Source organism: Gallaecimonas sp. GXIMD4217 (genome assembly GCF_038087665.1).
In the GTDB taxonomy this organism is placed as follows: domain Bacteria; phylum Pseudomonadota; class Gammaproteobacteria; order Enterobacterales; family Gallaecimonadaceae; genus Gallaecimonas.
Genome location: NZ_CP149925.1, coordinates 681823 through 707183 on the forward strand (window position 1 = coordinate 681823; position 25361 = coordinate 707183).

The window sequence follows — 25361 nt, forward strand, 5'->3', positions numbered from 1 at the left end:
GTAACGACATGGCTGACAAGATAAACGAAACCCTATCGGCACTGCTGGACAGTGAATCCCATCTGGACGATGGCCTGCTGGCAAAGCTGAAAGAGGACGGTGAGCTGGCGGATCGCTGGCAGCGCTACAGCCTGATTGGCGACGCCCTGAGAGGGGACCTGCCCCAGCAGGTCGACCTGGACATCAGTGCCAGGGTGGCCCAGGCGCTGGAATCGGAGCCGACCCTGCTGGCCCCCCAGGCCGGCAAGGCCCAGCCCCAGGCAGAAGCTCAGCAACCCGAGCAGCAGGGCGAGGTCATAGACGCCAGCAGCCGCTTTGGCTGGCTGGGCAACTGGGGCCGCAGTGCCGCCCAGTTCGCCGTGGCCGCCTCTGTCACCGCCGTGGCCATCTTCGGTGTCCAGCAATACGGCGTCGAGGGCAATCCCGAGCTGAACCAGCCCACGCCTGTGCTGACCACACTGCCGGCCATCGGCGGCGCCGCCCCGGTGAGCCTGGAGGCCAGGCCCCAGGCCCAGGGCCGCCTCAGCCAGGCCGAGCAGCAGCGCCGGGTCAATGCCTACCTGCAGGACCATGCCCAGCAGCTGCGCATCAATGACGAACAGCAAGAGCAGCAAGAGACGCCTTAAGTGATAGCAGTCGCCCTTCTGGCCATGGCGCTGGGCGCGGCCGAGCCCGCCCAGCCCGATACGCCGCCGGTGGCCGCCCAGGCCGCCGAAGCCGCCGAAGCCCAGGCCCATCAGTGGCTCCAGCGTCTTTCCGAACAACTGGCCAACAGCAACTATGTGCTGTCCCTGGTCAAGGTCCAGAACGGCCGTGTCCAGCCCTTTCGCTACGAACACGGCCGGGTGGACGACCAGGAGCTGGAACACCTGGTGTTCCTGAACGGGCCGCCCCGGGAGATCGTCCGCAAGGGCCAGGTGGTGACCCTGCTGGATCTTGAGCATCCCCCCTATTCCTACCAGTCCGACTCCATCCGTGGCCCCATTCCCGAGGCCTTCCTGCAGAGCCCGAGCCAGCTGGCCGAGCATTACCGCTTCGTGCTGGCCGGTCGCTCCCGCATCGCCGGCCGTGCCGCCCAGCTGGTGCGGGTGGTGCCCAAGGACGACCACCGCCACGGTTACCTGGTGTGGATAGACCGGGATTCCGGCCTGCTGCTGCGCTCCGATCGCCTCAACCTCCAGGGCGAGGTGGTGGAGCAGCTGATGGTGGTGGCCATGGAAGCCATGGAGGAGGCCTCCGGCAACATGAACGCCATCGCCCAGGCCAACTTTCCTGCCCCCTCCAGCAATACCGGCAACCTGCCGCTGCAGCAGCTGGGTGAGGTCACCTGGCTGCCGCCTGGCTTCATCGGCGTGGTCGGCAACCATCACCGCCTGCCGCACCTGGGCGAGGCGGTGGACTACCTGCTGTACTCCGACGGCCTGGCCGACATCGCCATCTACATCAACCCGGCCGCGCCGAACCAGGAGCTGCGCATGATGCAGCAGGGCCTCTACAACCTGGTGGGCATCAACCACGGCGGCATCGAGGTCATGGTGGTGGGCACTGTGCCGGCCGAGACCCTGGAGCGGGTGGCCAACCAGGTTCGCCTGAACACCAGGCCATGATCATCCGCGATGCCGAGGTGGTGGCCGTCAAGGGCCGGGCCGTGACGGTGGCGGTGTTGCGCCAGTCCAGCTGCGACGGCTGCCAGGCCGCCGACGACTGCGGCACCGGCCAGGTGAGCAAGGCCCTGGCCGGCAAGCTGGAAAGCCTGACCTTCCATACCGACGAACCCGTCGTCAAGGGCGACTGGGTGCGGCTCGGCATCCCCGAGGACAGCCTGATCAAGGGGGCGCTGCTGGTGTACCTGATGCCGATCCTGGCGGTGCTGCTGGCGCTGCTGCTGGTGGCGCCCTTCCTGAAAATACTGGCCCTGCCCGAGCTCTACCTGCTGCCGGTGGTGGTGCTGAGCGGCTGGGGTGCCTTTGCCCTGGCCCGGCGCCTGGCGCCGTCCCTGGTGCGTGAGCCGCAACTGGTTTCGGTGCTCGGTCCGGCCGGTAAACGCATTGAGGTGATGACGCCACCCCCTGCGTTCAAGTAAAATCGCTGGCATTTACGACACTGAGTGTCGCCCTTAGCAGCACGAGTTCCATGAAGCACATTCGTAACTTTTCCATCATTGCCCACATCGACCACGGCAAATCCACCCTCTCGGATCGCCTGATCCAGGTGTGTGGCGGCCTGAGCGACAGGGAAATGCAGCAGCAGGTCCTGGACTCCATGGACCTGGAACGCGAGCGCGGCATTACCATCAAGGCCCAGAGCGTCACCCTCGACTACAAGGCCCAGGACGGTAACACTTACCAGCTCAATTTCATCGACACCCCCGGCCACGTGGATTTCTCCTACGAGGTATCCCGATCCCTGGCCGCCTGTGAGGGTGCGCTCCTGGTGGTGGACGCCGGGCAGGGCGTTGAAGCCCAGACCCTGGCCAACTGCTACACCGCCATCGATATGGATCTGGAAGTGGTGCCGGTACTGAACAAGATCGACCTGCCCCAGGCCGATCCGATCCGGGTCGCCGAGGAGATCGAGGACATCGTCGGCATCGACGCCATGGACGCGGTGCGCTGCTCCGCCAAGACCGGCGTCGGCATCGACGAGGTGCTGGAGAAGATCGTTTCCGACATACCGCCGCCACAAGGTGATCCGGACGCGGCCCCCCAGGCCCTGATCATCGACTCCTGGTTCGACCCCTACCTGGGCGTCGTCTCCCTGGTGCGGATCAAGAACGGCCAGCTGAAGAAGAACGACAAGATCAAGGTCATGAGCACCGGCCAGGTGTGGGGCATCGATCGCATCGGCATCTTCACCCCCAAGCAGAAGGACACCGACGGCCTCAAGTGTGGCGAGGTGGGCTGGGTGGTCTGCGGCATCAAGGACATCCACGGCGCCCCCGTGGGCGACACCCTGACCCTGGCCAAGCACGGCTGCGAAGCGCCGCTGCCGGGCTTCAAGAAGGTCAAGCCCCAGGTCTACGCCGGCCTGTTCCCGATCAGCTCAGACGACTACGAGGCCTTCCGCGACGCCCTGGGCAAGCTGGCCCTGAACGACGCCTCGCTGTTCTACGAGCCGGAGACCTCCACCGCCCTCGGCTTCGGCTTCCGCCTGGGCTTCCTGGGCATGCTGCACATGGAGATCATCCAGGAGCGCCTGGAGCGGGAATACAACCTGGACTTGATCACCACGGCGCCGACCGTGGTCTACGAGGTGGTCACCACCGCCGGCGAGACCGAGCAGGTGGACAACCCCTCCGATCTGCCGCCGGTGCAGAACATCGAGGAGATCCGCGAGCCCATCGTCGAGGCCCACATCCTGGTGCCCAAGGACTACCTGGGCAACGTCATCACCCTCTGTGTCGAGAAGCGTGGCGTCCAGGTCAACATGGCCTACCACGGCAACCAGGTGGCCCTGACCTATGAGCTGCCCATGGCCGAGGTGGTGCTGGACTTCTTCGACCGCCTCAAGTCCACCAGCCGCGGCTACGCCTCCCTGGACTACAACTTCAAGCGCTTCGAGGCCGCCGACATGTGCCGCCTGGACGTGCTGATCAACGGCGACCGGGTCGACGCCCTGGCCATCATCACCCACAAGGAAAACGCCCAGTACCGTGGCCGTGAGCTGGTGGAGAAGATGCGCGAGCTGATCCCGCGCCAGATGTTCGATATCGCCATCCAGGCCGCCATCGGCAACCACATCATCGCCCGCTCCACGGTCAAGGCGCTGCGCAAGGACGTGACCGCCAAGTGCTATGGTGGCGACGTGTCCCGAAAGAAGAAGCTGCTGCAGAAGCAGAAAGAGGGCAAGAAGCGCATGAAGGCGCTTGGCAACGTGGAGGTGCCCCAGGAGGCCTTCCTGGCCATCCTCAAGGTAGGCAAGTAAAGGAAATCACATGGCGCAATACTTCTCCATTCTACTGGTGGTCATCACCCTGGGCTCCGGCCTGATCTGGCTGGCGGACCGGGTGTTCTGGGCGCCCAGGCGCCGCCGGGCGCTGGACAGCGCCCTGGCCGCCGCCGGTGGCGAGCTGGACCAGGACACCAGGAACAGGATCCTGGCCGAGTCCGGCCTGGTCGAGCAGGCCAGGGGCATCTTCCCGGTGATCGCCGTGGTGCTGGTATTGCGCTCCTTCCTCTACGAGCCCTTCCAGATCCCCACCGGCTCCATGATGCCGACCCTGCTGGTGGGCGACTTCATCCTGGTGGAGAAGTACGCCTACGGCATCAAGGATCCGGTCTGGCGCAAGCAGCTGGTCGAAACCGGCAGCCCCGAGCGCGGCGACATCGCCGTGTTCAAGTACCCGGAAGATCCGAGCCAGGACTACATCAAGCGGGTCATAGGCCTGCCCGGTGACAGGGTCATCTACCGCGACAAGCAGCTCTACATCAAGCCGGCCTGCGCCGCCGAGCCCTGCCCGGAGCTGATGTCGGTGCCGCTCACCCCCAGCCAGGAGGCCCAGTACTACCACGGCCCCTTCCCGCTGGACCGCTACGTGGAACAGCTCGGCGAGGTGGAGCACGACATCCTGGTCAACCCCGCCTACCCGGACCGCACCGGCGACTTCTACCGCCAGCGCGGCACCCGCCGCGATGAATGGCTGGTGCCCGAGGACCACTACTTCATGGTGGGCGACAACCGCGACAACTCCCGGGACTCCCGCTTCTGGGGCTTCGTGCCCAAGGAGAACCTGGTCGGCAAGGCGGTGTTCATCTGGATGAGCTTCGAGCGTGACAGGGACCCGGAGCACTGGCTGCCAAACTGGGTCCCCACCGGGGTACGACTGGACCGACTGGGTCGTATCGAATGATTTTTCAGGGGTGGCCAAGGGCCACCCCGAGGTTTTTTATAGGCTGATGACAAACCCATTGGACACCTTATACCGCCGCCTGGGCTACCGCTTCGAGAGCCAGGCCCTGATCAAGCAGGCCCTGACCCACAGGAGCGCCGGCGGCCAGCACAACGAACGCCTGGAATACCTGGGCGACTCCATCCTCAGCTTCGTGATCGCCGACGCCCTCTATCACCAGTTTCCCAAGGTGAACGAAGGGGACATGTCGCGCATGCGCGCCACCCTGGTGCGGGGCAAGACCCTGGCCGAACTGGGCAAGGAATTCGCCCTGGGCGACTTCCTGCGCCTGGGCCCGGGTGAACTCAAGAGCGGCGGCTTTCGCCGTGAATCCATCCTGGCCGACGCCGTGGAGGCCATCATAGGCGCCATCTACCTGGACGCCGGCCTGGAAAAGGCCAGGGAGATGATCCTCAGCTGGTACGCCGAGCGCCTCAAGGCCATCCAGCCCGGCGTGGCCCAGAAGGATCCCAAGACCCGGCTGCAGGAATACCTGCAGGGCCGCCGCCTGCCCCTGCCCGGCTACGTGGTGGAAAAGGTCGAGGGCGAGGCCCACAATCAGACTTTCACCGTGTCCTGCCAGGTCGAAGGCCTGGCCAACCCCATGATCGGCATCGGCTCCAGCCGCCGCAAGGCAGAGCAGGCCGCCGCCGAACAAGCCCTGGAGCAACTGAAAAATGACTGAGCAGCGCTGCGGTTTTGTGGCCATCGTCGGCCGCCCCAATGTGGGCAAATCCACCCTGCTGAACCAGCTCCTGGGTCAGAAGGTGTCCATCACCTCCAAGAAGGCCCAGACCACCCGTCACCGCATCGTCGGCATCGACACCCGCGACGAGCTGCAGGTGATCTACGTGGACACCCCCGGCCTGCACCAGGACGAGAAGCGGGCCATCAACCGCCTGATGAACCGGGCGGCCAGCTCCTCCCTGGGCGACGTGGAGGTGGCGGTGTTCGTGGTGGAAGGCACCCACTGGACCAGCGACGACGCCATGGTGCTGGAAAAGCTCAAGGGCCTGAACAAGCCGGTGATCCTGGCGGTGAACAAGATAGACAACATCGCCAAGCGCCAGGATCTGCTGCCGCACCTTAAATGGCTGTCCGAGCAGTTCGATTTCGCCGCCATAGTGCCCATCAGCGCCGAGAAGGGCGACCAGGTGGAGGCCCTGCGCGAGGAAGTGGAGAAGCGCATCGGCGTGTGCGAGCACATCTTCCCCGACGACTACATCACCGATCGCAGCTCCCGCTTCATGGCCGCGGAGATCATCCGCGAGAAGCTGATGCGCAACCTGGGCGACGAGGTGCCGTACTCCGTCACCGTCGAGATCGAACGCTTCAAGGAAGAGGGCGGTCGCTTCCTGATCAACGGCCTGATCCTGGTGGAGCGGGAAGGCCAGAAGAAGATGGTCATCGGCAACAAGGGCGAGCGCCTCAAGCGCATCGGCACCGACGCCCGCCAGGACATGCTGCGCCTGTTCAACTACCCGGTGCACCTGGAGCTGTGGGTCAAGGTCAAGTCCGGCTGGGCCGACGACGAACGGGCCCTGCGCAGCCTGGGCTACGGAGACGACTAAATGGCCCTGGCAGCCTATGTGCTGCACCGCCGTCCCTACCAGGACGATGCCGCCCTGGCCGAGCTGCTGCTCGATAACGACAGCAGGGTCGGGGTGGTGGTGCGGGGCATGGCCGCCAAGAAGAGCGACAAGCGCGCCGCCATGCAGCCCTTCGTGCGCCTGGAACTGAGCCTGGCCGGCAAGGGCGAGCTCAAGTCCGCCCGCCAGCTGGAGGTGCGCCGCCACTGGCCCCTGGCCGGCACCGCTCTTTATGCCGGCTTCTACCTCAACGAGATCCTTATCCGCCTCCTGGCCCGGGACACCGAGGCCGAGGGGCTCTTCACCCTTTACGAACAGACCCTGGCCGCCCTTTTGACCGAGCCGGTGGAGCCGGTGCTGCGCCGCTTCGAGCTGAGCCTGCTGCACCGGCTCGGCTACGGCATCGACCTGTGGCGGGACGCCCAAGGCGCCCCCCTGGCCGAGGACGGCCGCTACACCCTGGTGGCGGACGCCGGCCTGGTGGCCCAGCCCAGCGGCCCCTTCCTGGGCGCCGAGGTGCTGGCCCTGGCCCAGGGCCATTGGCACCGCAGCGAGGTGCTCAGGGCCGCCAAGGGCCTGTGTCGTATGCTGTTATCACCCCATCTTGGAGACAAACCCCTGAAGAGCCGGGAGCTCTTCAGGCTGGCAGGAGGCAAGCCATGAACCCCATCTATCTCGGCGTCAACATCGACCATATCGCCACACTGCGCAACGCCCGCGGCACCCGTTACCCGGATCCGGTGGAGGCCGCCTTCGTGGCCGAGCGGGCCGGCGCCGACGGCATCACCGTGCACCTGCGCGAGGATCGCCGCCACATCACCGACCGCGATGTGTTCGCCCTCAGGGACACCATAGGCACCCGCATGAACCTGGAGATGGCCATCACCGACGAGATGCTGGCCATCGCCGAGCAGGTGAAGCCGCAGTTCGTCTGCCTGGTGCCGGAAAAGCGCGAGGAGCTGACCACAGAGGGGGGCCTGGAAGTGGCCGGCCAGCTGGACAGGGTCAAGGACGCCTGCGCCCGCCTGGCCGACGCCGGCATCCTGGTGTCGCTGTTCATCGACGCCGATCCCCGTCAGATAGAGGCCGCCGCCCAGTGCGCCCCCTACATCGAGATCCACACGGGCGGTTATGCCGACAGCAGCGGCCAGGCCCAGCTCCAGGAGCTGGCGCGGATCCAGGCCGGGGTCAACCTGGCCGACCGCGAGGGGCTTGTGGTCAACGCCGGCCACGGCCTGCACTACCACAATGTGCAGCCCATCGCCGCCATCCCCGAGATCCACGAGCTCAACATCGGTCACGCCATCATCGCCCGGGCCGCCTTCGACGGCCTGGACAAGGCGGTGCGCGACATGAAGGCGCTGATGGTGGCGGCGCGATGATCCTGGGGCTGGGCAACGACGTGGTCCGCATCGACCGCTTCGAGCGCTCGGCCGAGCGCTTTGCCCGGCGGCTGCTGACCCCGTTCGAGAACGAACAGTACCAGCAGCGGGGCAGGCCGCTGTCGTTCCTGGCCAAGCGCTGGGCGGCCAAGGAGGCCGCCGCCAAGGCCCTGGGCACCGGCATTGCCGACGGCGTGTCCTTCCAGGATTTCGAAGTGCGCAACGATCAGGCCGGCAAGCCGCTGCTGAGCCTCAGCGGCCGGGCCCTGGAGCTGGCCCGGGCCATGGGGGTGAGCCGCTGCCACCTGGCCCTGTCCGACGAGAAGGCCCTGGCCATGGCCACGGTGATCCTGGAGTCCTGACTCCCAGCCAGCAAGAAGGCGGCCCCAGGGCCGCCTTTTTCGTGTCAGGCAAAGCTCAGCACCCTGTCCACCGGCAGGCGCGGCTTCTGGGGCCAGTTGTTTGCCTGGGGCCTGCCGACGGCGATCAGCATCACCGGCACCTGGGTTTCGTCCAGGCCGAAGGCCTCGGCCAGGGCGCCTGCGTCGAAGCCGCTCATGGGCCCGGTGGCCAACCCCATGCCCTGGGCGGCCAGCATCAGGGTCATGGCCGCCAGGGAGGCGGAGCGCAGGGCCTCGTCCCGCTGCAGCTGGGGGTTGCCCTGGTGGCCGGTGGCGGCGGTGGTGATCCAGCCGTCCATCAGTTCGGGGCTGAGGATGCCGGCGTCGACGGACGGTTGCAGCGCCTCGGCCATGCCCTCGTAGGCCCTGAGGGTGCCGCAGAGGATGAAGGTCACGGCCGCATCCACCACCTGGGACTGGCCGTAGGCCGCCGCCTTCAACTTTTCCTTGGCCTCGGGGCTCTGCACGGCGATAAAACGCCAGTTCTGCATGTTGTAGGCGGAGGGCGCCAGGGTGGCCAGGCGCACCAGCTCGCGGATGCTTTGTTCGTCGAGCCGGTGCTCGGGATCATAACGGCCGACCGAGGTACGACTCTCCAGCAGGGCGGTGATGGACATGGCAGTCTCCTTTGCTTGGGATTAGTTATCTTCAGATGAAGACATATGGCCAGTCTGGTGTCGAGTTATCTTTATGTCAAGCTAAATTGTTACCGGTGATGGGCAGTTAAGGGCTCAGGTCGCCGACAAAAAGGGGCGAGGTGCTCAGGACACCGCCTGCAGCACCAGGCTATGGCCGCCCAGCAGCAGCACCCACACCAGCACCGTCAGCCAGTGCATCAGGATGGAGGTCCACAACGAGCGGCTCTGCACGTAGGCGGTGCCGGTGCCAAGGCCCAGCAGGAAGACGATGAACAGAAAGGCGGGATCGTAGAAAAAGGGCCGGGCCGTGACATTGACCAGCCAGGCGTTGAGCGGGTGCCAGGCGGTGAACAGGAGGGCGCTGGCCAGGATCCACCTGGCCTTGGTCGAGAGCGGTGCCTTGGCCAGCGACAGCGGCAGCAGCAGACCCCTGAAGACCGCTTCCTCCAGCAACACCGGCAGCACCAGCAGCGCCAGGGGCAGGTACCAGGGCAGGTGCTCTGGCAGGCCCCAGCCGAACTGGCCCCAGGCCCAGCCGAGCGGCAGGGCCAGGGCGGCAAAGGCCAGGGCCAACAGGGCAGCAAGCCCGGCAGCTTCGGTGGGCGGGGTCCTGAGGCCCTGCCAGAGGTTGCCGTTGAGGTAACGGGATAGGGCTTGGATAGCGTCCATGGCACTGTTATAGCCCCTTTGCGCCAGCTTTCCTGGCTAGCCCAGCCCCACTATCCGTTTCAGCTCCTCGACATGAGCCAGGTAGGCCTGGCGGCCCTTGGGGGTCAGCGCTATCCAGGTCCTGGGCCGGCCATGGAAGGGGCGCTTGTGGCTGCTCAGGTAGCCGGCCTCTTCCAGGGCCTTGACGTGCTTGGACAGCACCGAGTCGCTGACCCCCAGCTGCTCCCGCAGCACCATGAACTCCAGCTCGGCCGCCGCCTCCAGCAGGGCGCAGATCTGCAGCCTGTTGGGGGCGTGGATCAGGTTGTCGAAGCGGGCGTCACTCATTGCGCCTTACCCCTGGCGGACCAGTCGCCGGTGGGCAGCTTGTGCAGCATGAAGGCATTGGCGAGGGTGAGCAGGACGGCAAGCCCATAAGGTGCCCAGATGATGCCGCCCTCGTACAGCGTCTTGCCCAGCACTATGGCCAGGGCCGTGGCCAGGCCGATGGCAACGTTCAGGTAGCTGTTGCGGCTACCGGCGGCGGATCTCCTGGGGCGGCAGCCGGCGGCGCGCAGGTAGAGACTCCAGGCCAGGACCAGGGCAACCAGCACCATGGCGGTGACGATGGCGGTGAAGGTCCAGGCACTGCTGTTGCCGCTCAGGGCGGTGGCGATGGTGACGAAGCCGACCAGTAGCGAGCTGAGCCCATTCAGCCACCAGGGCGGGCGGAACAGCGACAGCCCCTGCTGGTGGCCTTGCCTTACCGAGGCCAGTGCCGCCTGGGCATCCTCAGCGCTGATCTGGTGCTTGTCCTTGTTCATCTGCCTGTCTCCTTGCCTGTTGAAATGGAAAGCGTTGAACGCCTTGCTTTCCGGTATGGAAAGTAATCTAGTACGGACTTTCCAGTCTGGCAAGTTTTAATTTTCCATGGTGGAAAGTTTTGGCCTGTGCGGCCCTGACAGCCTAGCCCTCGCCATCGTAGTAGTCCCTGGTGTCGTCCAGGCGGCTGATATGGCGGATGGCGTCGTCGTCCAGCTCCGAGTAGGCCAGCAGCTTGTTGGAGTCCGGGTACAGCACCAGATCCAGGGGCGCCATGTTGGAGATGGCCAGGTAGCTCAGATCCTCACTGGAGGTATTGAGCAGCTGGTGGGCCTTGCCCAGGGGCGCGGCGATCAGGTCGCCGGCCCTGACCGGCCTTTCCTGCCCCTGGTATCTCAGGGTGCCGCTGCCGGCCAGGATCAGGAACAGCTCCTCTATGGCCCTGTGGCCGTGGTAGGGAAAGGCCTTCTTGCCCGGCGGCACCACATAGAGGCTGCAGCCGAGCTTAGCCAGGCCCAGCTCGGGGCCCAGGCGGCGGTAGCGGTATTGGAAGCCGTCGCCGTTGCCAGCGCTGTCGGTAACGGGCTGGTCGATATGGGTAAGGGGAATGGGGTCGGCCATGGTGGTTTCGCCTGAAGAGCCTGCCCTTAGCTTAGCCGCCGCCATGGGCCCTGGAACCCTTTCAGCAACAGCACCCGCTTGCCGCCCCGGCGGTCGTGCTTGTCGGCGTAGGGGATGCCGCCCGCCTCCCGGGGCTGGGGTTCCAGTTTGAAGCCGAGGGCCGGGTAGTCGGCGAGGCTGGCCTGGCGGATGTGGACCGTCATCTTGCCTCCTTGGCGTGGTGGGGCTTTAGTGGCCGACGGCCAGGGCGCTTATGCGGCGCTGGCGGGCCAGATCCAGGACCCAGTGGCCCAGGTAGATGGCCGCCACGGCCAGGTAGAGGCCGCCCAGATCGGCCAGATCCTCGATCAGGTAGCGGTTGGCGAGCTGGGCCGTTGTGGTGAACAGGAACATTTCCACCGCCCCCGACAGGGCCACGGCGCTGCCGGCCTGGTGGCGAAAGGGCGCCAGCATCAGCTGCAGGCAGGCCGGGAACAGGCCGCCCAGGGCCAGGGTCAGGCAGCAGCAGGCGGCCAGGGCCAGGGGCACCGTCATGGGCACCGTCGTCAGCAGCAGGCCGCCCAGGGCAATGAGCGGGGCGAACAGGCCTATGCTGGCCAGGGTGGAGAAGCGCCGCAAGGCCAACTTGGCCAGCAGGCTGCCGGCGATAAGGCCGGCGGCGGGGATCATCATGGCGCGGCCATAGTCGTCGGCGGCCAGCCCCAGATCCTGCTGCAGGGCGAAGGGATAGAAGGTGAAGGAGGTGACCATCAGCATGTAGGGCAGCCAGCGGTACAGGCCCAGGGTCAGGAAGGTGCGGCTCTGGATGAGCTGCCCGTAGGTGCGGGCCATGTGGGCCGGGCTCCAGGGGCCGGTGGCGCCGTCCCTGGGCAGCAGCCGGGCGCCGATGACCAGCACCAGGGCAAGGTAGGCGGCGGAATAGGCGAACAGCGGCCGCCAGCCCTGCCATTCGCTGATCAGCCCGCCCAGCAGGGGCGCGAAGATGGGCAGTACGCCGGCGGCCACGGCCAGGTTGGCCAGGGCCCCTTGCAGGCGGCGGCCCCGGTAGCCGTCGGAAAGGATGGCCCGGGCCAGCACATGGGGCGCGCCGGCGCCCAGGCCCTGCAGCAGGCGCCCAAAGCCCAGGCCCCAGGCGGAGTCGGCCAGGACCAGGCAGGCTAGGGTGCCCAACACGAACAGCCCCTGACCCCAGAGAAACACCCGCCAGCGGCCCAGGGCGTCGGACAGGGAGCCGAACAGCAGCTGCGACAGGCCGAAGCCAAGGAAATAGAGGGTGATCAACTGCTGGGCCAGGGCCCTGTCTATGGCCAGATCGGCGGCGATGGCCGGCAGGGCCGGCAGGTAGATGGAGGTACCGAGCTGGGCTCCGGAAAGCAGCAGAATGGCAAGCAGCAAGCGCATGGCGGTCCTCCTCCTGTGGTAACGGGGGACAGCTTATTGTCTTCTGCTGGGAACAAAAATAGGATGATTGGAAACTACTCTTTCCTGTGAGGAAAAAGCATGGATTGGCTCACCGCCACCCGCAGCTTCTGCCAGGTGGTGGAGCAGGGCAGCTTCACCGCCGCCGCCCAGGCCCTGGCCACCTCGCCCTCGGCCGTTTCCAAGCGCATCGACTGGCTGGAGGGCCGCCTGGGGGTGACGTTGTTCATCCGCACCACCCGCAGGGTCAGCCTCACCGAGGAGGGCCAGACCTACCTGCAGCATGCCCGCAGCCTGCTCAAGCAGTTCGAGGCCATGGTGGCGGATACCCGCGCCAGCGGCCGCGAGCCCCTGGGCACCCTGCGCCTGGCGGCGCCGGTGTCGGTGGGCAGCGTGCTGCTGATGCCCCACATCAAGGCCTTCATGGCCCGCCACCCCGGGATCCGCTTCCAGCTCGACACCCTGCCGCCCGGCACCCAGCCGGATCTGGACCATGATCTGGTGATCTGCCGCAAGCGCGACGACTTCGACTCCCCCTACCACAGGGGCCTGCCGCTGCGGGACTACCACCTGCAGATGTGGGCCTCGCCGGACTACCTGGCCAGCCGGCCGCCGATCCGCGGCCCGGAAGATCTGGAGGCGCACCGCTTCATCATCGCCAGCTACCAGAAACGGGACGGCATGGTGGAAATGGAGGAAGGGTTTTCCATTCCCCTGGACAACTTTGGCCTGGTCACCGACAACGTCGAAGCGCTGCTACAGGCGGGGCTGTCCGGCATGGGCATCGTCTTCGCCTCGGAGGTGTTCCTGCGTGCCTATGTCGAGCAGGGCCTGTTGCGACCTGTGCTGCCCCAGGTGCGCAGCGTCAGGCGCCAGATCTGGGCCTTCTACCCCAAGGCGGACTTCATGCCGCTGAAGACCAAGTTGTTCTTGGAGTTTCTCAAGGAGAGATTGTAGCGGTCGCTGCGAGCGTCGGAGCCCAGGGAAAGTTCACCTACATGGGTAACAGGAAAGTTCAGAGGCATAGGTAACACCCGGTTCGCCGGATGTATTTAATTCCTTTTTTGTTACCCATGTCCTTGACTCATTCACGGCCCGGTTCGAGTCGTTACCCTCGCTCTGGAAGGCTTACCGGCAACCGGCGCTGATTCGCCTCAGCTCAGCAGCGCCTTTGTTGGCATCCATCCTCCAATTGCCTCACGCCTTGCGCCGCTCGGCGACTCTCAACGGGCAAACTTGGCCGCTTCACGGCCATTCATTCGGCGCAATGCACTTCGTTTATTGCGCCCTACGCGGGCTAGTTGATGCAACTGACGATGGTAAATTAAACGTTGGCGATCCAGAACTTGCCGCAGAGGCATTTTGGTCTATGTTTTCTGGTACATTTTTTTGGCCACCCATCGTTCGTGGACCGGTACCAAAGAAGCAGGGGCAGAAGTTAAAAGCAGAATTTATCGAGATCTTTTTGGCAAAATACCGTATCGCTTGACAGCCCGTAGGTTGGGATTCGTGCCTCATCCCAACCTACGGACTTGTCTGCAAGGGCCGTTCTCATTGAATTCGGCGCAATGCACTTCGTTTATTGCGCCCTACGCGGGCTTGCATTCCTCACATAGTTGAATAACGTTCACTCCCAAATCATCAGTTAAAGCTTTCTGCTCCGCCCAATCGCTATCTGTTGCATTTACAATTTCAGATCTGGAAATTAAAGCTGTTGCTAAGTATTTTCTATCTGACGGGTCAAGTTCATTTTTAGGCAGCTCTTCAAAAGTTCGGCTTTCATCTTCGATGGGAGTTAAATCAACTAATGAAATTCTTTCTTGGCAAAACTGATTGTCGTGAAGATACTTGAAAAACATGTCTCCTACACCAGGAGAGCCTGAGTAATTTAGATGGGAGCTATATTCTCTCATAATTAATCCGGCTGAATCCAAGGCCAAGTTTAAGCTGCGACATCTTTCTAAGAAGTTAATGCATGCCAATGTACATTTAATTGAGGCATGTTCGCTTTTTTGATTGGCGACAATGGTGACATTGCAGTCTACTACTAACTTCCCCCTATCAGTCATTTTTATCAGTCTCTCTCATTTGTTTAATAAGAGAGGCTCGCCTTGTTTCTGCAATTTCTGACATTTCATCACCAAAAAAATTATCTGGCCAATTCAGTATGGAGCCATATGGATTGATCTTAAGGTTCTCATATTTGGCTTTACCTCTATGGGTGGAGAAAAAATATAGCTCAATATCAGAACACTCAAACTGATCTTCTGCGATGCGCCGCTGTAAACGCCGAATGAAATGTTCGCTGTGGCTTTCAACGATAATCTGTACATTTCTTGTTTTGGAAACGGTTAAGATTAGATCTGCCAAATGTGATTGAACTGATGGGTGAAGATGGATCTCAGGCTGCTCAAGTAAAACAATGCTGTTTTTTGGTACGTAGTACAAAAGAACTAAAACAGGCAAAACTTGTGAGACTCCAAAGCCTACATCAGTTAGCGCCGTCTCCGCTGATCCAGCTTCTTTTCTCACAAGGGTTCGATAAAGATTAGTGTTTGGAGCAATCTCCTTTACTTCAAAAGAGTGAATTAAGCCCATTTCCTTAAGCCAGTGAGCTATCATCTCCTGAAATGGCTTATAATGTGTTCGTCCACCGAAATTCCTTGTTTCACCTTTCCTAGTTGCAGCAAGTATCGCATCTATTGCGTTTTCACCACGATAGCCAACTCCCTCGGGACTAGACCCTGACCATTGGTATTGTCTTTTGGGATGTTCTCTTAATGGCCCTAGGTAATATATTTTATCCATAAGAGCTTCATAAGAAGCCTCAAATGAACTTAAGAAATCGGCATTTTGAAAGTATGTTTTAGCTTGGTCGGGGTACAAATAATTTTTTACAGGGCCAGGAAGCTTCCAACTTCTACCTTGTGTTCTTACAAATCTAAAGCCCCGGTTATCACCTCGCGCGACCAGGTTGAAGTCTCGGCCTTCCTCTTTTTCTCGTTCAATGATGAAACTGTTGCCATCAAAGTTGTATGATAATTCTTTTACTTCAAGGAGGGAGTTTACAAAGCCGGTTGAACATGAAATGGAAAGCTTGTTGCCTTCAAAAAGAGTGCTTTTAGAACTCTTCATAGGGTCAGAAACCCTAATTTTCTCTTCAAAACTCCAAGTAAAAGACCATTCTAGACATCTTTTCTCTTCATGTCTAAAAATTACGTCGTAATAAGTTCCTAGATCAACAATTTTATTGACGCCGCCAAAATCAATGACAATGTTTCGGTCTGGGTTGTTTTTGGTTTGTTTTAACATTAACAGGAATTGAATAAAGCTACTTTTTCCTGAACTGTTGCTGCCGAAGATGCCTGTGACTTTTCCCAGTGAAATCTTTATATCTTCCCAAGCTTTAAAGTTCTTTATATGAAAGTCAGTAATCACGAAGATTTCCTTTTAAGCTAGATCTGAATAATACGGTAATAAAAGAAAGCTTGATACGTTGCGATTTGGTTTTATTCACACATCTAATAACTTTTAATGATGTTTCGAAAATATTATGAACTGTATCATTGCTACAACGGTTGTGCAGTGGTCATTTCTCCTCCGTAATGGGGGTTGTAGAGCATGGGACATAAAGTCGCTCCTAGCTCTAGGGGAGACCAGTAGTATATTACTCTCAAACGTTAGAGCTAGGATAACCGAGCTGATAAGTACTCGGTTGAAAGCCCAACTCAAGGCCTGGATGAGGAACGAATCCCAACAATCTAATGGCCGCGTAGCGGCCAAGTCGGTCCCCTTTGAGTGCGCTGAGCCGCAGGGAGCGTGAGCTGGCCCGAGGCAGGGACGCCGAGGGAATGACTGCCGCGCTGGGAGCGCGTCAGTCATGGCCAGCGGCAAGCGACCGGAGGCGAAGGCAGCCGGAGGCCGCACGAGAGGGGGAGGACTTTTGGTGACTTTTGGTCCCTCAAAAGTCACGCCCCCCGCAGGGGAAACTCGAAGAAAGCAGCTTTGCATCGTCCTTTCGCTTCTAAAAAGGCTTCCCAGCGCAAATACAACATCCAGAGGGGTCACAGGGGCAAGGCCCTGTTCAACTGGCCAGCCCCTGCTCCGTCGCAACATCAAACAACTTATCCATCTCATCCAAAAGCTCGAACACCTCCGGCTCCACCTCCTGGCCACGCTGGCCCTGCTTGAGGGCCGTTTCTATGCCCAGGCCAAGCTGCTTCATGGTCTTGGCGCCGGTGTAGGCCAGGGCGCCGTTGAGCTTGTGGATCTGCGCCAGCAGCTCGTCGTCCCGGCCCTCGGCCAGGGCGGTCTCGATGGCGGCGCGGGCGCCCGGCAGGCTGTCCAGCAGCATGGCCAGCATCTCCCTGGCCAGCTGTTCGCGGCCGCCGGCCTGGGTCAGCGCCTGCTCCCAGTCCAGCACCGGGTTGCCCTTGGGCCTGAGCCACTTGTTCAGCAGCGCCTTGAGGGTCAGCTCGTCTATGGGCTTGGTCAGGTAATCGTCCATGCCGCCGGCCAGCAGCTTCTCCTTTTCGCCGGCCATGGCGTGGGCGGTGACGGCGATGATCGGCGGCGCCTTGTCGGCCAGCTGGCTGCGGATATGGCCGGTGGCGGTGACCCCGTCCATGCCCGGCATCTGGATGTCCATGAAGATGAGGTCGAAGGCCTGCTGGCCGGCCAGCGCCACGGCCTTGTGGCCGTCGTCGGCGCAGCTGACGTGGCAGCCCAGCTCGGTGAGCAGGGCCTCCATCAGCTTGAGGTTGGGGGCGTTGTCGTCCACCACCAGGATCTTCGGCAGCAGCCCCTGGCCGACGGCGGGCACGGGCGCCAGCTGGGGCGGCGCCAGCTGCTGGCGGGGCTTTTCCGGTTCCTGGTCGGTCAGGGCCTGGTACAGGCGCGGCACCAGCAGCGGCTTGATCAGGCAGACGCTGACGTGGTTGGCCAGCAGCTGTTCCCGCACCACTGGATCCGGGTGGTTGCACAGGGCGATGACCTTCTGCTGCTCGGGCACGGTGGCCAGTATGGCGTCAAGCTGGTCGCCGTAGCTCTCGATCTGATCCAGCAGCAGGTAGTCGCCCTGGGGCAGCAGGCTGGCGTCGTCGCTGGACTTGAGGGTGATGGGCCAGTGGCCGACCAGGGTGGTCATCAGCTTGCGGGTGCGCTCGCTGGGGTGCAGCAGCACCAGGGTCTTGTCCTTGAGGGGGGCCAGATCCAGGGGATCGTGGAAGCTCATGTCGGCGTGCTTGATGGGCAGCTGCACCCAGAAGGTGGAGCCCTTGCCGGACTCGCTCTCCAGGCCTATTTCGCCGCCCATCTGCTCGATGAGGGTGCGCGAGATCACCAGGCCCAGGCCGGTGCCGCCGTAGCGGCGGCTGATGGAGGCGTCGGCCTGGCTGAAGGCCTGGAACAGGCTGCGCTGCTGCTCGGGGCTGATGCCGACGCCGGTGTCGCTGACCAGGATGCGCAGGAATTCGCGCCCGCCCTGATCGTACTGGCCGTGGTTGACGCTGATCTCCACGCCCCCTTCCTGGGTGAACTTGACGGCGTTGCCGATGAGGTTGGTGAGCACCTGCTTAAGGCGCAGGCCGTCTCCCACCAGGGCATCCGGAGTGTCCTGAGGCAGCGTCAGACTCATCTCCAGGCCCTTGTCGCGGGCGTTGCCGCCCAGCATCTCCGCCACGTCCGAGACCAGATCGTGGAAGGAGTAGGGGTGCTCGTCCAGCACCAGCTTGCCGGACTCCAGCTTGGAGAAGTCGAGGATGTCGTTGATGATGGCCAGCAGGTGCTGGGCCGAGCGCTCTATGGTGACCAGGTAGTCGGACTGGCTGGGGGTGAGCTGGGTCTTCATCAGCTGGCGGGTGAAGCCCAGCACCCCGTTCAGGGGCGTGCGCAGCTCGTGGCTCATGTTGGCCAGGAACTCGGACTTGACCTGGCTGGCCTGCTGGGCGCGCTTGCGGGCCTTGTCCATCTCGATGTTCTGGATCTCGATCTGCTCCAGGGTCATGCGCAGATCGTAGGTGGCCTGATCGATGTTGTGCTGCATGTCGGCATGGTATTCGTCCAGGGACTTGGCCATGGCGTTGATGCCGTTCTTGAGGATGTCCAGCTCGCCCAGCAGGGTGCCCTGGACCCGGGTGTCCAGCTTGCCCTCGCGGATGCGGTCCACGGCGCTCACCATGCTGGTGATGGGGTCGGTCACATGCTTGAGCAGGCGCCAGGTGAACAGCAGGTGGATGCCGACGCCGACGAAGATGATCAGGATGGCGCTGAACAGGGCGTCGTGCTGCTCCAGCACGGTGGCGTCGGGGATCAGCTGCACCGATACATAGCCCAGCAGCGGGTCGTCGGGGTCTATCCGGTCCCGGTAGCTGGAATAGAAGCTGGTGTCGGCGATGACAGGTGCCCGCAGCAGCAGCAGCTCGCCGTGCTTTTCGAAGGCGGGCACCTGGGGTATGGGCTGGCCGTCGGCCAGGCGCATCTTGGCGAAGTCGCGGTGGAAGGTGGACGACACCAGCGGCTTGTTGTCGCGGCCATAGATGGCGATGTTGCGGACGATGTTGGCGTGGCGCCGATGCACGGCGCTGACCAGGCGCTTGAGGTGCTCCCGGTCTTCCAGGGCCAGGCCCTGCTCTGATGCGATGGTCAGCGGCTCTATGATGGCCAGGCCCTGATCCTGGAGGTGATCCATCACCTCCTGATAGCGCTGCAGGGTGAAATAACCGCCCAGCAGTATGCCGATCAGTATGGTCGGGGCCAGCGTCAGGGTAAGAACCCAGCCTCTAAGGCCGAATTTGGTCATATCAACGGCACAGTATCCCTTGTCTCGTCGGTATAATGGCACAGCCTCTAACGTTTCCCAAGGAATGCCATGGCCCGCTTTTACAAACCCGCCAAAGCCAAATCCGCCCCCAAGCAGGTGCGGCTCGACGTGACCGCCCTGGATCTGGAAGGCCAGGGCGTGGCCCGCCATCAGGGCCGGGTCTGCTTCGTGCGCGGCGCCCTGCCGGGCGAGACGGTGCTGGCCCGCGTGCAGGATGCCGGCAAGAAGGTGGCCAAGGGCGAGGTGATCAAGGTGCTCGAGGCCAGCCCCCACCGCATTGAACCGCCCTGCGAGTATTTCGGCCACTGCGGCGGCTGCCAGCTCCAGCACCTGGCCGGCGCCGAGCAGCTGGCCCTGAAGTCCCAGGCCCTGGTGCGGGAGCTGGCCAAGCAGGGCCTGGCCGCCGAGACGCTGTGCCCGCCGCTGGTGAGCGCCCCCTATGGCTACCGCCGCACCCTGCGCCTGGCCATCAAGAACGGCCTGGTGGGACTGCGCGAGCGCGGCAGCCACAAGCTGGTGCCCATCCAGCACTGCGCCATCGCCGAGCCGGCGTTGTCCGAGCTGCTGCCGACCCTGCTGCCGCTGGTCAAATCCCTCAAGGCCAAGAAGAGCCTGGGCCACCTGGAGCTGATGGCCCTGCCGCCGTATAGGGTGGCGCTGCTGCGCATCACCGACAGCCTGCCCGGGGGCGACATCGAGCAGCTGCGAGTCTGGGCCGCCGACCAGGAGCTGGTACTGCTGCTGCAGCACCAGGGCCTGGAGCAGCTCTGGCCCCGTGAACCTATTCAGCTGGGCTATGAACTGGACGGCCTCGAGCTGGGCCTGAGCGGCAGCGAGTTCATCCAGGTCAACGCCGCCGTCAACGAGCAGATGGTGGCCCAGGCCCTGGCATGGCTGGCCCCAAGCGAGCATGAGCGCATCCTCGACGCCTTCTGCGGCCTGGGCAACTTCTCGCTGCCCCTGGCCAGGCGCTGCAAGGCGCTGGTGGGCGCCGAGGGGGTCAAGGCCATGACCGACAGGGCCGGCGCCAACGCCGAGGCCAACGGCCTGGGCAACTGCCGCTTCGTCACCGCCGATTTGGACGACGAGCAGGCCCTGGAGCTGCTGCTGCGCGAGCCCTTCGACGCCGTGCTGCTGGATCCGGCCCGCCCCGGCGCCGCCGCCCTCTGCCAGCGCCTGGCGAGCCTGCCCGCCGGCACTGGCCCGGGCCGCATCCTCTATGTATCCTGTAACCCTTCGACCTTTGTGCGGGACGCGGCCCTGCTGGCCCAAGGCGGCTATCGCCTGGACAGGCTGGGGCTGATGGACATGTTCCCGCAGACCGGCCATGTGGAAACCATGGCCCTGCTGAGGAGGTGATATGGTCTCGGTGCGCGACCACCTGAAATCCCGGGCATCCCAAGACGAGTGGCTGGCGGAGCTGAAGCTCTCCGAGCGCCACCAGGGCCTGATGAACAAGGCCATCGCCGCGGTCAAGGCCCTGGATGAGGCCGAGCCGATGCTGGACGCCGGCCTGGAGCTGGTGGAGATCCTCGACACCCTCAGCATGGACGGCGACACCTTCGTGGCCGCCATCCTCTATAGGCCCTACCAGAACAAGCTCATCGACCGCGAGCTGGTCACGGAGGACTTCGGCGAGGCCATAGCCGCGCTGCTGAATTCGGTGCTGGACATGGACGCCATCCGCACCCTGCACAATGCCGCCAGCTCCGCCGCCCAGGTGGACAGGGTCAGGCGCATGGTGCTGAGCATGGTCAACGACGTGCGCGCCGTGGTCATCAAGCTTTCGGACGCCATCTGCGAGCTTCGCGAGGTCAAGAACGCCGACGAGGAGACCCGGGTGCTGGTGGCCAAGGACGCCGCCAACCTCTATGCGCCCCTGGCCAACCGCCTCGGCATCGGCCAGCTCAAGTGGGAGCTGGAGGATCTGGCCTTTCGCTACCTGCATCCCGACACCTACAAGCGCATCGCCAGGCTGCTGGATGAGCGCCGGGTGGACAGGGAGGAGTACATCCAGGATTTCGTGGCCGGCCTGAACCAGGCCCTGAAGGCCGAGGGTATCCAGGCCCAGGTCTACGGCCGTCCCAAGCACATTTATTCCATCTGGAAGAAGATGCAGAACAAGCAGCTGTCCTTCGACGAGCTGTTCGACGTGCGGGCGGTGCGCATCATAGTGGAGCGTCTCCAGGACTGCTACGGCGCCCTGGGGGTGGTGCACACCCAGTTCCGCCACATCCCCAACGAATTCGACGACTACGTGGCCAACCCCAAGCCCAACGGTTACCAGTCCATCCACACCGTGGTGGTGGGCCCCAAGGGCAAGACGGTGGAGATCCAGATCCGCACCCAGCAGATGCACGACAACGCCGAGCTGGGCGTGGCCGCCCACTGGGCCTACAAGGAAGGGGGCAAGGGCTCCAAGGAAAGGGCCCTGGAAGACAAGGTGGCCTGGCTCAGGAAGATCCTGCTGTGGCAGGAGGAGATGGCCGACGCCGGCGATCTGGTGGAGGAACTCAAGAACCAGGTGGTGGAAGACCGGGTCTACGTGTTCACCCCCAAGGGCGACGTCATCGACATGCCCGCCGGCGCCACGCCGCTGGATTTCGCCTACCACATCCATTCCATGGTTGGCCACCGCTGCATCGGCGCCAAGATCTCCGGGCGCATCGTGCCCTTCACCTACCAGCTGCAGACCGGCGACCAGGTGGAGATCCTCACCGGCAAGGAGCCCAACCCCAGCCGTGACTGGCTCAACCCGCACCTGGGCTTCGTGCGCTCCGGCCGGGCCAGGGCCAAGATCCAGCACTGGTTCAAGCTCCAGGACCGCGACAAGAACCTGGCCGCCGGCCGGGAGATCCTGGAGCGGGAGCTGGAGCGCCTGGGCCTGACCCTGCACGACGCCGCCCCGGCGGTGGAACGCTTCAACATGACCAACCTGGACGACCTGCTCACCGCCATCGGTGGCGGTGACGTGCGGCTCAACCAGGTGCTCAACTACCTGCAGGGTCACCACTTCAAGACCGAAAAGTCCGACGAAGAGGCCATCGCCGAGCTGATCGCCCAGAAATCGTCGGCCAACCGCAAGGCCGGCAAGAGCCCCTTCGTGGTGCAGGGGGTGGGCAACCTGCTCACCCATATCGCCGGCTGCTGCCAGCCGGTGCCCGGTGACGACATCATCGGCTACATCACCCAGGGCAAGGGCATCTCGGTGCACAGGGCCGACTGCGAGCAGCTGGTCAACCTGGCCAAGCAGCACATGGAAAGGGTGGTGGAAATCGACTGGGGCGCCGACCCCGGCCACGGCTACCAGATCAGCATCCGGGTGGTGGCCGCCGACCGTACCGGCCTGCTGCGCGACATCACCACCATACTGGCCAACGAGAAGGTCAGCGTGCAGTCCATGCGCAGCCATATCGACAGGACCTCCAACGCCAGCACGGTGGAGCTGGATCTGGAGATCTCCCGCCTGGAGCTGCTGGGCAAGGTGCTGGCCCGCATCGGCCAGCTGCCGGACGTGTTCGAAGCCAAGAGGATCACCCAGAAGTAATGACCCCCATAGACAGGCTCAAGGCCATTATGGCCAGACTCAGGGATCCCGAGGGCGGCTGCCCCTGGGATCTGCAGCAAAGCTTCCAGACCATAGTGCCCCACACCCTGGAGGAGGCCTACGAGGTGGCCGACGCCATCGAGCGCGGCGACCGCAGTGACATCAAGGAGGAGCTGGGCGATCTCCTGTTCCAGGTGATCTTCTACGCCCGCCTTGGCGAGGAGGAGGGCGCCTTCGACTTCGACGCCATCGCCAGCGCCGTGTCCGACAAGCTGGAGCGCCGCCATCCCCATGTGTTTGGCGAGCTGGAAGTCGGCGACGAGACCGAGGTGCTGTCCAACTGGGAGGCCATCAAGTCCGAGGAGCGCAGGGAGAAGGGCCTGAGCGAACTGCCCTCGGCCCTGGACGACGTGCCCCTGGCGCTGCCGGCCCTGACCCGGGCCGCCAAGCTGCAAAAGCGCGCCGCCCGCACCGGCTTCGATTGGGCCGAGCTGGCACCCGTGCTAGCCAAGATCCACGAGGAGATAGACGAGGTCAAACAGGAGGTGGAGCAGGGCGTCTCCCGGGAGGCCCTGGAGGAGGAGCTGGGCGACCTGCTCTTTGCGGTGGTCAACCTCAATCGCCATCTCAGGGTGGATCCGGAAAGCGCCCTCAGGCGCGCCAACCAGAAGTTCGAGCGGCGCTTTCGCGGCATAGAGCGGCGGGTGTTCGAGGCCGGCCAGCAGATGAGCGAGCTGGATCTGGCCGCCCTGGACGCCCACTGGGAGGCGGTCAAGGCAACCGAAAAAGAGTGACGAAAAGGCCCCGCAACGGGGCCTTTTTCATTGTCCGGCGGCGAGCTTTTCATCTATAATGCCTTCCCGTCCTGAGTTCTTCCCATCCTCAACGCGTTCAGGTTTTGCATGACGACTAATTACATCTTTGTGACGGGGGGTGTCGTATCCTCCTTGGGTAAGGGTATTGCTGCGGCATCACTGGCGGCCATCCTCGAGGCACGCGGCCTCAAGGTGACCATGATGAAGCTGGATCCCTACATCAACGTGGATCCGGGCACCATGAGCCCTTACCAGCACGGCGAGGTCTTCGTGACCGAAGACGGCGCCGAGACCGACCTCGACCTGGGCCACTACGAGCGCTTCATCCGCACCAAGATGACCAAGCGCAACAACTTCACCACCGGCCGCATCTACGCCGACGTGCTGCGCAAGGAGCGCCGTGGTGACTACCTGGGCGCCACCATCCAGGTGATCCCCCACATCACCAACGAGATCAAGGAACGCGTGATCAAGGGCGCCGAGGGCCATGACGTGGCCATCGTCGAGATCGGCGGCACCGTGGGTGACATCGAGTCGCAACCCTTCCTGGAAGCCATCCGCCAGCTGGGCACCGAGCTGGGCCGCGACCGCGCCATGTACATGCACCTGACCCTGGTGCCCTACCTGGGCGCCTCCGGCGAGGTCAAGACCAAGCCGACCCAGCATTCCGTCAAGGAGCTGCGCTCCATCGGTATCCAGCCGGACATCCTGGTGTGCCGTACCGACCGCGCCGCCCTGCCGGCCTCCGAGCGCTCCAAGATCGCCCTGTTCACCAACGTGGAAGAAAGGGCCGTCATCAGCCTCAAGGACGTGGATTCCATCTACAAGATCCCGGCGCTGCTGAAGTCCCAGGGCCTGGACGAGCTGGTGGTCAAGCGCTTCGGCCTGAGCGCCCCGGAAGCGGACCTGTCCGAATGGGAACAGGTCATCTACCAGGAAGCCAACTCCCAGGGCGAGGTCACCATCGCCATGGTCGGCAAGTACGTGGAGCTGCCGGACGCCTACAAGTCCGTCAACGAGGCCCTCAAGCATGCCGGCCTGAGCAACCGCGTTGCCGTGCACATCAAGTACATCGACTCCCAGGACATCGAGACCAAGGGCACCGAGCTGCTGGCCGGCGTCGACGGCATCCTGGTTCCCGGTGGCTTCGGTGAGCGCGGCGTGGAAGGCAAGGTGCTGGCTGCCCAATATGCCCGCGAGAACAAGATCCCCTACCTGGGCATCTGCCTGGGCATGCAGGTGGCGCTGATCGAATTCGCCCGCCATGTGGCCGGCCTGGAAGGCGCCCACAGCACCGAATTCCAGAAAGACGCCAAGCACCCCGTGGTGGGCCTGATCACCGAATGGGTGGACGAAGCCGGCGAAGTGGAAAAGCGCAGCGAAGACGCCGACCTTGGCGGCACCATGCGCCTGGGTGCCCAGCTCTGCCACCTGGTGCCCGGCACCAAGGCCCGCGAGCTGTACGGCAACGACACCGTCTACGAGCGCCACCGCCACCGCTACGAGGTCAACAACAAGTACCGCGACCAGCTGGAGAAGGCGGGCCTGGTGTTCGCCGGTCTGTCCGCCGACAAGAAGCTGGTGGAGATCATCGAGCTGCCCGACCATCCCTGGTTCGTGGCCGGCCAGTTCCACCCGGAATTCACCTCCACGCCCCGGGACGGCCATCCCCTGTTCGGCGGCTTCGTGAAGGCGGCCTGGGAAGGCCAGAAGCAACAAGACTAACGGTTCGAGCCGCGCCCCTGAGGTGCGGCTCTTTTTTGTTCAAGAG

General features: G+C 63.3%; 26 protein-coding genes. 16 read left to right on the top strand and 10 right to left on the bottom strand.

All coding sequences use genetic code 11. From position 1 onward, the window contains the following. Positions 1 to 8: 8 nt before the first annotated feature. Genes WDB71_RS03395 through acpS form a run of 10 tightly spaced genes read left to right on the top strand, consistent with a single transcriptional unit; the run spans position 9 to position 8221 of the window. Positions 9 to 626, top strand: a complete 618-nt coding sequence (locus WDB71_RS03395; protein ID WP_341503238.1) for an RseA family anti-sigma factor — start codon at positions 9 to 11, stop codon at positions 624 to 626. Then, positions 627 to 1607, top strand: coding sequence for a MucB/RseB C-terminal domain-containing protein (locus WDB71_RS03400; RefSeq protein WP_341503239.1), 981 nt, complete (start codon positions 627 to 629; stop codon positions 1605 to 1607). It begins immediately after the preceding gene. After that, a complete protein-coding gene (locus tag WDB71_RS03405) occupies positions 1604 to 2083 on the top strand; it encodes a SoxR reducing system RseC family protein (protein WP_341503240.1) in 480 nt (159 codons plus the stop codon). Before WDB71_RS03400 ends, WDB71_RS03405 begins: the two co-directional genes overlap by 4 nt. Before the next feature lie 50 nt (positions 2084 to 2133). Then, positions 2134 to 3924, top strand: coding sequence for a translation elongation factor 4 (lepA, locus tag WDB71_RS03410; protein WP_341503241.1), 1791 nt, complete (start codon positions 2134 to 2136; stop codon positions 3922 to 3924). A 10-nt stretch (positions 3925 to 3934) separates the two neighbouring features. Beyond that, positions 3935 to 4849, top strand: a complete 915-nt coding sequence (gene lepB / locus WDB71_RS03415; RefSeq protein WP_341503242.1) for a signal peptidase I — start codon at positions 3935 to 3937, stop codon at positions 4847 to 4849. Positions 4850 to 4895: 46 nt separating this feature from the next. Further along, on the top strand, positions 4896 to 5573 hold the full coding sequence (rnc, locus tag WDB71_RS03420; RefSeq protein ID WP_341503243.1) for a ribonuclease III: 678 nt from the start codon (positions 4896 to 4898) through the stop codon (positions 5571 to 5573). Then, positions 5566 to 6459 (top strand): GTPase Era, encoded by an 894-nt coding sequence (gene era, locus WDB71_RS03425; RefSeq protein ID WP_341503244.1) that lies wholly within the window; start codon positions 5566 to 5568, stop codon positions 6457 to 6459. The genes rnc and era overlap by 8 nt, the downstream gene beginning before the upstream one ends. Continuing rightward, positions 6460 to 7140, top strand: coding sequence for a DNA repair protein RecO (gene recO, locus WDB71_RS03430; protein WP_341503245.1), 681 nt, complete (start codon positions 6460 to 6462; stop codon positions 7138 to 7140). It begins immediately after the preceding gene. Beyond that, on the top strand, positions 7137 to 7859 hold the full coding sequence (gene pdxJ / locus WDB71_RS03435; protein WP_341503246.1) for a pyridoxine 5'-phosphate synthase: 723 nt from the start codon (positions 7137 to 7139) through the stop codon (positions 7857 to 7859). The genes recO and pdxJ overlap by 4 nt, the downstream gene beginning before the upstream one ends. After that, positions 7856 to 8221 carry a holo-ACP synthase gene (acpS, locus tag WDB71_RS03440; RefSeq protein ID WP_341503247.1) on the top strand — a complete coding sequence of 122 codons (366 nt, stop codon included), beginning with the start codon at positions 7856 to 7858 and terminating at the stop codon, positions 8219 to 8221. Before pdxJ ends, acpS begins: the two co-directional genes overlap by 4 nt. Positions 8222 to 8265: 44 nt before the next feature. Here the strand turns inward: acpS and WDB71_RS03445 are convergent, their stop codons facing one another. From WDB71_RS03445 to WDB71_RS03475, 7 genes are all read right to left on the bottom strand, one after another. Next, a complete protein-coding gene (locus tag WDB71_RS03445; RefSeq protein ID WP_341503248.1) occupies positions 8266 to 8877 on the bottom strand; it encodes a nitroreductase family protein in 612 nt (203 codons plus the stop codon). 144 nt (positions 8878 to 9021) lie between these two features. Further along, entirely contained in the window at positions 9022 to 9567 is a 546-nt protein-coding gene (locus tag WDB71_RS03450; protein WP_341503249.1) for a CPBP family glutamic-type intramembrane protease, read from the bottom strand. A 36-nt stretch (positions 9568 to 9603) separates the two neighbouring features. Beyond that, positions 9604 to 9894, bottom strand: a complete 291-nt coding sequence (locus WDB71_RS03455) for a transcriptional regulator (protein WP_341503250.1) — start codon at positions 9892 to 9894, stop codon at positions 9604 to 9606. Further along, entirely contained in the window at positions 9891 to 10370 is a 480-nt protein-coding gene (locus tag WDB71_RS03460) for a hypothetical protein (RefSeq protein WP_341503251.1), read from the bottom strand. Before WDB71_RS03460 ends, WDB71_RS03455 begins: the two co-directional genes overlap by 4 nt. A gap of 142 nt (positions 10371 to 10512) precedes the next feature. Beyond that, positions 10513 to 10989 carry a cupin domain-containing protein gene (locus WDB71_RS03465; protein ID WP_341503252.1) on the bottom strand — a complete coding sequence of 159 codons (477 nt, stop codon included), beginning with the start codon at positions 10987 to 10989 and terminating at the stop codon, positions 10513 to 10515. Between the two features lie 26 nt (positions 10990 to 11015). Continuing rightward, the gene (locus WDB71_RS03470; RefSeq protein WP_341503253.1) at positions 11016 to 11192 is read right to left on the bottom strand and encodes a hypothetical protein; all 177 of its coding nucleotides are present in this window, start codon (positions 11190 to 11192) and stop codon (positions 11016 to 11018) included. Positions 11193 to 11217: 25 nt separating this feature from the next. After that, positions 11218 to 12390, bottom strand: coding sequence for an MFS transporter (locus tag WDB71_RS03475; protein WP_341503254.1), 1173 nt, complete (start codon positions 12388 to 12390; stop codon positions 11218 to 11220). A gap of 99 nt (positions 12391 to 12489) precedes the next feature. On the opposite strand from WDB71_RS03475, the gene WDB71_RS03480 reads away from it, so the two are divergent. Next, positions 12490 to 13365 carry a LysR family transcriptional regulator gene (locus tag WDB71_RS03480; protein ID WP_341503255.1) on the top strand — a complete coding sequence of 292 codons (876 nt, stop codon included), beginning with the start codon at positions 12490 to 12492 and terminating at the stop codon, positions 13363 to 13365. Between the two features lie 217 nt (positions 13366 to 13582). Next, complete coding sequence (locus WDB71_RS03485) at positions 13583 to 13897, top strand: TetR/AcrR family transcriptional regulator C-terminal domain-containing protein (RefSeq protein ID WP_341503256.1); 315 nt, start codon at positions 13583 to 13585, stop codon at positions 13895 to 13897. Between the two features lie 100 nt (positions 13898 to 13997). Here WDB71_RS03485 and WDB71_RS03490 read toward each other — a convergent pair whose 3' ends face one another. From WDB71_RS03490 to barA, 3 genes are all read right to left on the bottom strand, one after another. Continuing rightward, positions 13998 to 14477, bottom strand: coding sequence for a hypothetical protein (locus WDB71_RS03490; protein WP_341503257.1), 480 nt, complete (start codon positions 14475 to 14477; stop codon positions 13998 to 14000). Beyond that, a complete protein-coding gene (locus WDB71_RS03495; RefSeq protein ID WP_341503258.1) occupies positions 14470 to 15846 on the bottom strand; it encodes a DUF3696 domain-containing protein in 1377 nt (458 codons plus the stop codon). The genes WDB71_RS03490 and WDB71_RS03495 overlap by 8 nt, the downstream gene beginning before the upstream one ends. 646 nt (positions 15847 to 16492) lie before the next feature. Then, on the bottom strand, positions 16493 to 19207 hold the full coding sequence (barA, locus tag WDB71_RS03500) for a two-component sensor histidine kinase BarA (protein WP_341503259.1): 2715 nt from the start codon (positions 19205 to 19207) through the stop codon (positions 16493 to 16495). A 69-nt stretch (positions 19208 to 19276) separates the two neighbouring features. Here barA and rlmD point away from each other — a divergent pair, with 69 nt between their 5' ends. From rlmD to WDB71_RS03520, 4 genes are all read left to right on the top strand, one after another. After that, on the top strand, positions 19277 to 20587 hold the full coding sequence (rlmD, locus tag WDB71_RS03505) for a 23S rRNA (uracil(1939)-C(5))-methyltransferase RlmD (RefSeq protein ID WP_341503260.1): 1311 nt from the start codon (positions 19277 to 19279) through the stop codon (positions 20585 to 20587). Between the two features lies 1 nt (position 20588). Continuing rightward, complete coding sequence (relA, locus tag WDB71_RS03510; RefSeq protein ID WP_341503261.1) at positions 20589 to 22775, top strand: GTP diphosphokinase; 2187 nt, start codon at positions 20589 to 20591, stop codon at positions 22773 to 22775. Then, entirely contained in the window at positions 22775 to 23569 is a 795-nt protein-coding gene (mazG, locus tag WDB71_RS03515) for a nucleoside triphosphate pyrophosphohydrolase (RefSeq protein WP_341503262.1), read from the top strand. The genes relA and mazG overlap by 1 nt, the downstream gene beginning before the upstream one ends. A gap of 108 nt (positions 23570 to 23677) precedes the next feature. Next, entirely contained in the window at positions 23678 to 25315 is a 1638-nt protein-coding gene (locus WDB71_RS03520; RefSeq protein WP_341503263.1) for a CTP synthase, read from the top strand. Positions 25316 to 25361: the final 46 nt, after the last annotated feature.

Bases quoted from the DNA above. Each gene is read 5' to 3' on its own strand.
- WDB71_RS03395 (WP_341503238.1), top strand. From the start codon at position 9: ATGGCTGACAAGATAAACGAAACCCTATCGGCACTGCTGGACAGTGAA.
- WDB71_RS03405 (WP_341503240.1), top strand. From the start codon at position 1,604: ATGATCATCCGCGATGCCGAGGTGGTGGCCGTCAAGGGCCGGGCCGTG.
- lepA (WP_341503241.1), top strand. From the start codon at position 2,134: ATGAAGCACATTCGTAACTTTTCCATCATTGCCCACATCGACCACGGC.
- lepB (WP_341503242.1), top strand. From the start codon at position 3,935: ATGGCGCAATACTTCTCCATTCTACTGGTGGTCATCACCCTGGGCTCC.
- rnc (WP_341503243.1), top strand. From the start codon at position 4,896: ATGACAAACCCATTGGACACCTTATACCGCCGCCTGGGCTACCGCTTC.
- era (WP_341503244.1), top strand. From the start codon at position 5,566: ATGACTGAGCAGCGCTGCGGTTTTGTGGCCATCGTCGGCCGCCCCAAT.
- recO (WP_341503245.1), top strand. From the start codon at position 6,460: ATGGCCCTGGCAGCCTATGTGCTGCACCGCCGTCCCTACCAGGACGAT.
- pdxJ (WP_341503246.1), top strand. From the start codon at position 7,137: ATGAACCCCATCTATCTCGGCGTCAACATCGACCATATCGCCACACTG.
- acpS (WP_341503247.1), top strand. From the start codon at position 7,856: ATGATCCTGGGGCTGGGCAACGACGTGGTCCGCATCGACCGCTTCGAG.
- WDB71_RS03445 (WP_341503248.1), bottom strand. From the start codon at position 8,877: ATGTCCATCACCGCCCTGCTGGAGAGTCGTACCTCGGTCGGCCGTTAT.
- WDB71_RS03450 (WP_341503249.1), bottom strand. From the start codon at position 9,567: ATGGACGCTATCCAAGCCCTATCCCGTTACCTCAACGGCAACCTCTGG.
- WDB71_RS03455 (WP_341503250.1), bottom strand. From the start codon at position 9,894: ATGAGTGACGCCCGCTTCGACAACCTGATCCACGCCCCCAACAGGCTG.
- WDB71_RS03460 (WP_341503251.1), bottom strand. From the start codon at position 10,370: ATGAACAAGGACAAGCACCAGATCAGCGCTGAGGATGCCCAGGCGGCA.
- WDB71_RS03465 (WP_341503252.1), bottom strand. From the start codon at position 10,989: ATGGCCGACCCCATTCCCCTTACCCATATCGACCAGCCCGTTACCGAC.
- WDB71_RS03470 (WP_341503253.1), bottom strand. From the start codon at position 11,192: ATGACGGTCCACATCCGCCAGGCCAGCCTCGCCGACTACCCGGCCCTC.
- WDB71_RS03475 (WP_341503254.1), bottom strand. From the start codon at position 12,390: ATGCGCTTGCTGCTTGCCATTCTGCTGCTTTCCGGAGCCCAGCTCGGT.
- WDB71_RS03480 (WP_341503255.1), top strand. From the start codon at position 12,490: ATGGATTGGCTCACCGCCACCCGCAGCTTCTGCCAGGTGGTGGAGCAG.
- WDB71_RS03490 (WP_341503257.1), bottom strand. From the start codon at position 14,477: ATGACTGATAGGGGGAAGTTAGTAGTAGACTGCAATGTCACCATTGTC.
- barA (WP_341503259.1), bottom strand. From the start codon at position 19,207: ATGACCAAATTCGGCCTTAGAGGCTGGGTTCTTACCCTGACGCTGGCC.
- rlmD (WP_341503260.1), top strand. From the start codon at position 19,277: ATGGCCCGCTTTTACAAACCCGCCAAAGCCAAATCCGCCCCCAAGCAG.
- relA (WP_341503261.1), top strand. From the start codon at position 20,589: ATGGTCTCGGTGCGCGACCACCTGAAATCCCGGGCATCCCAAGACGAG.
- mazG (WP_341503262.1), top strand. From the start codon at position 22,775: ATGACCCCCATAGACAGGCTCAAGGCCATTATGGCCAGACTCAGGGAT.
- WDB71_RS03520 (WP_341503263.1), top strand. From the start codon at position 23,678: ATGACGACTAATTACATCTTTGTGACGGGGGGTGTCGTATCCTCCTTG.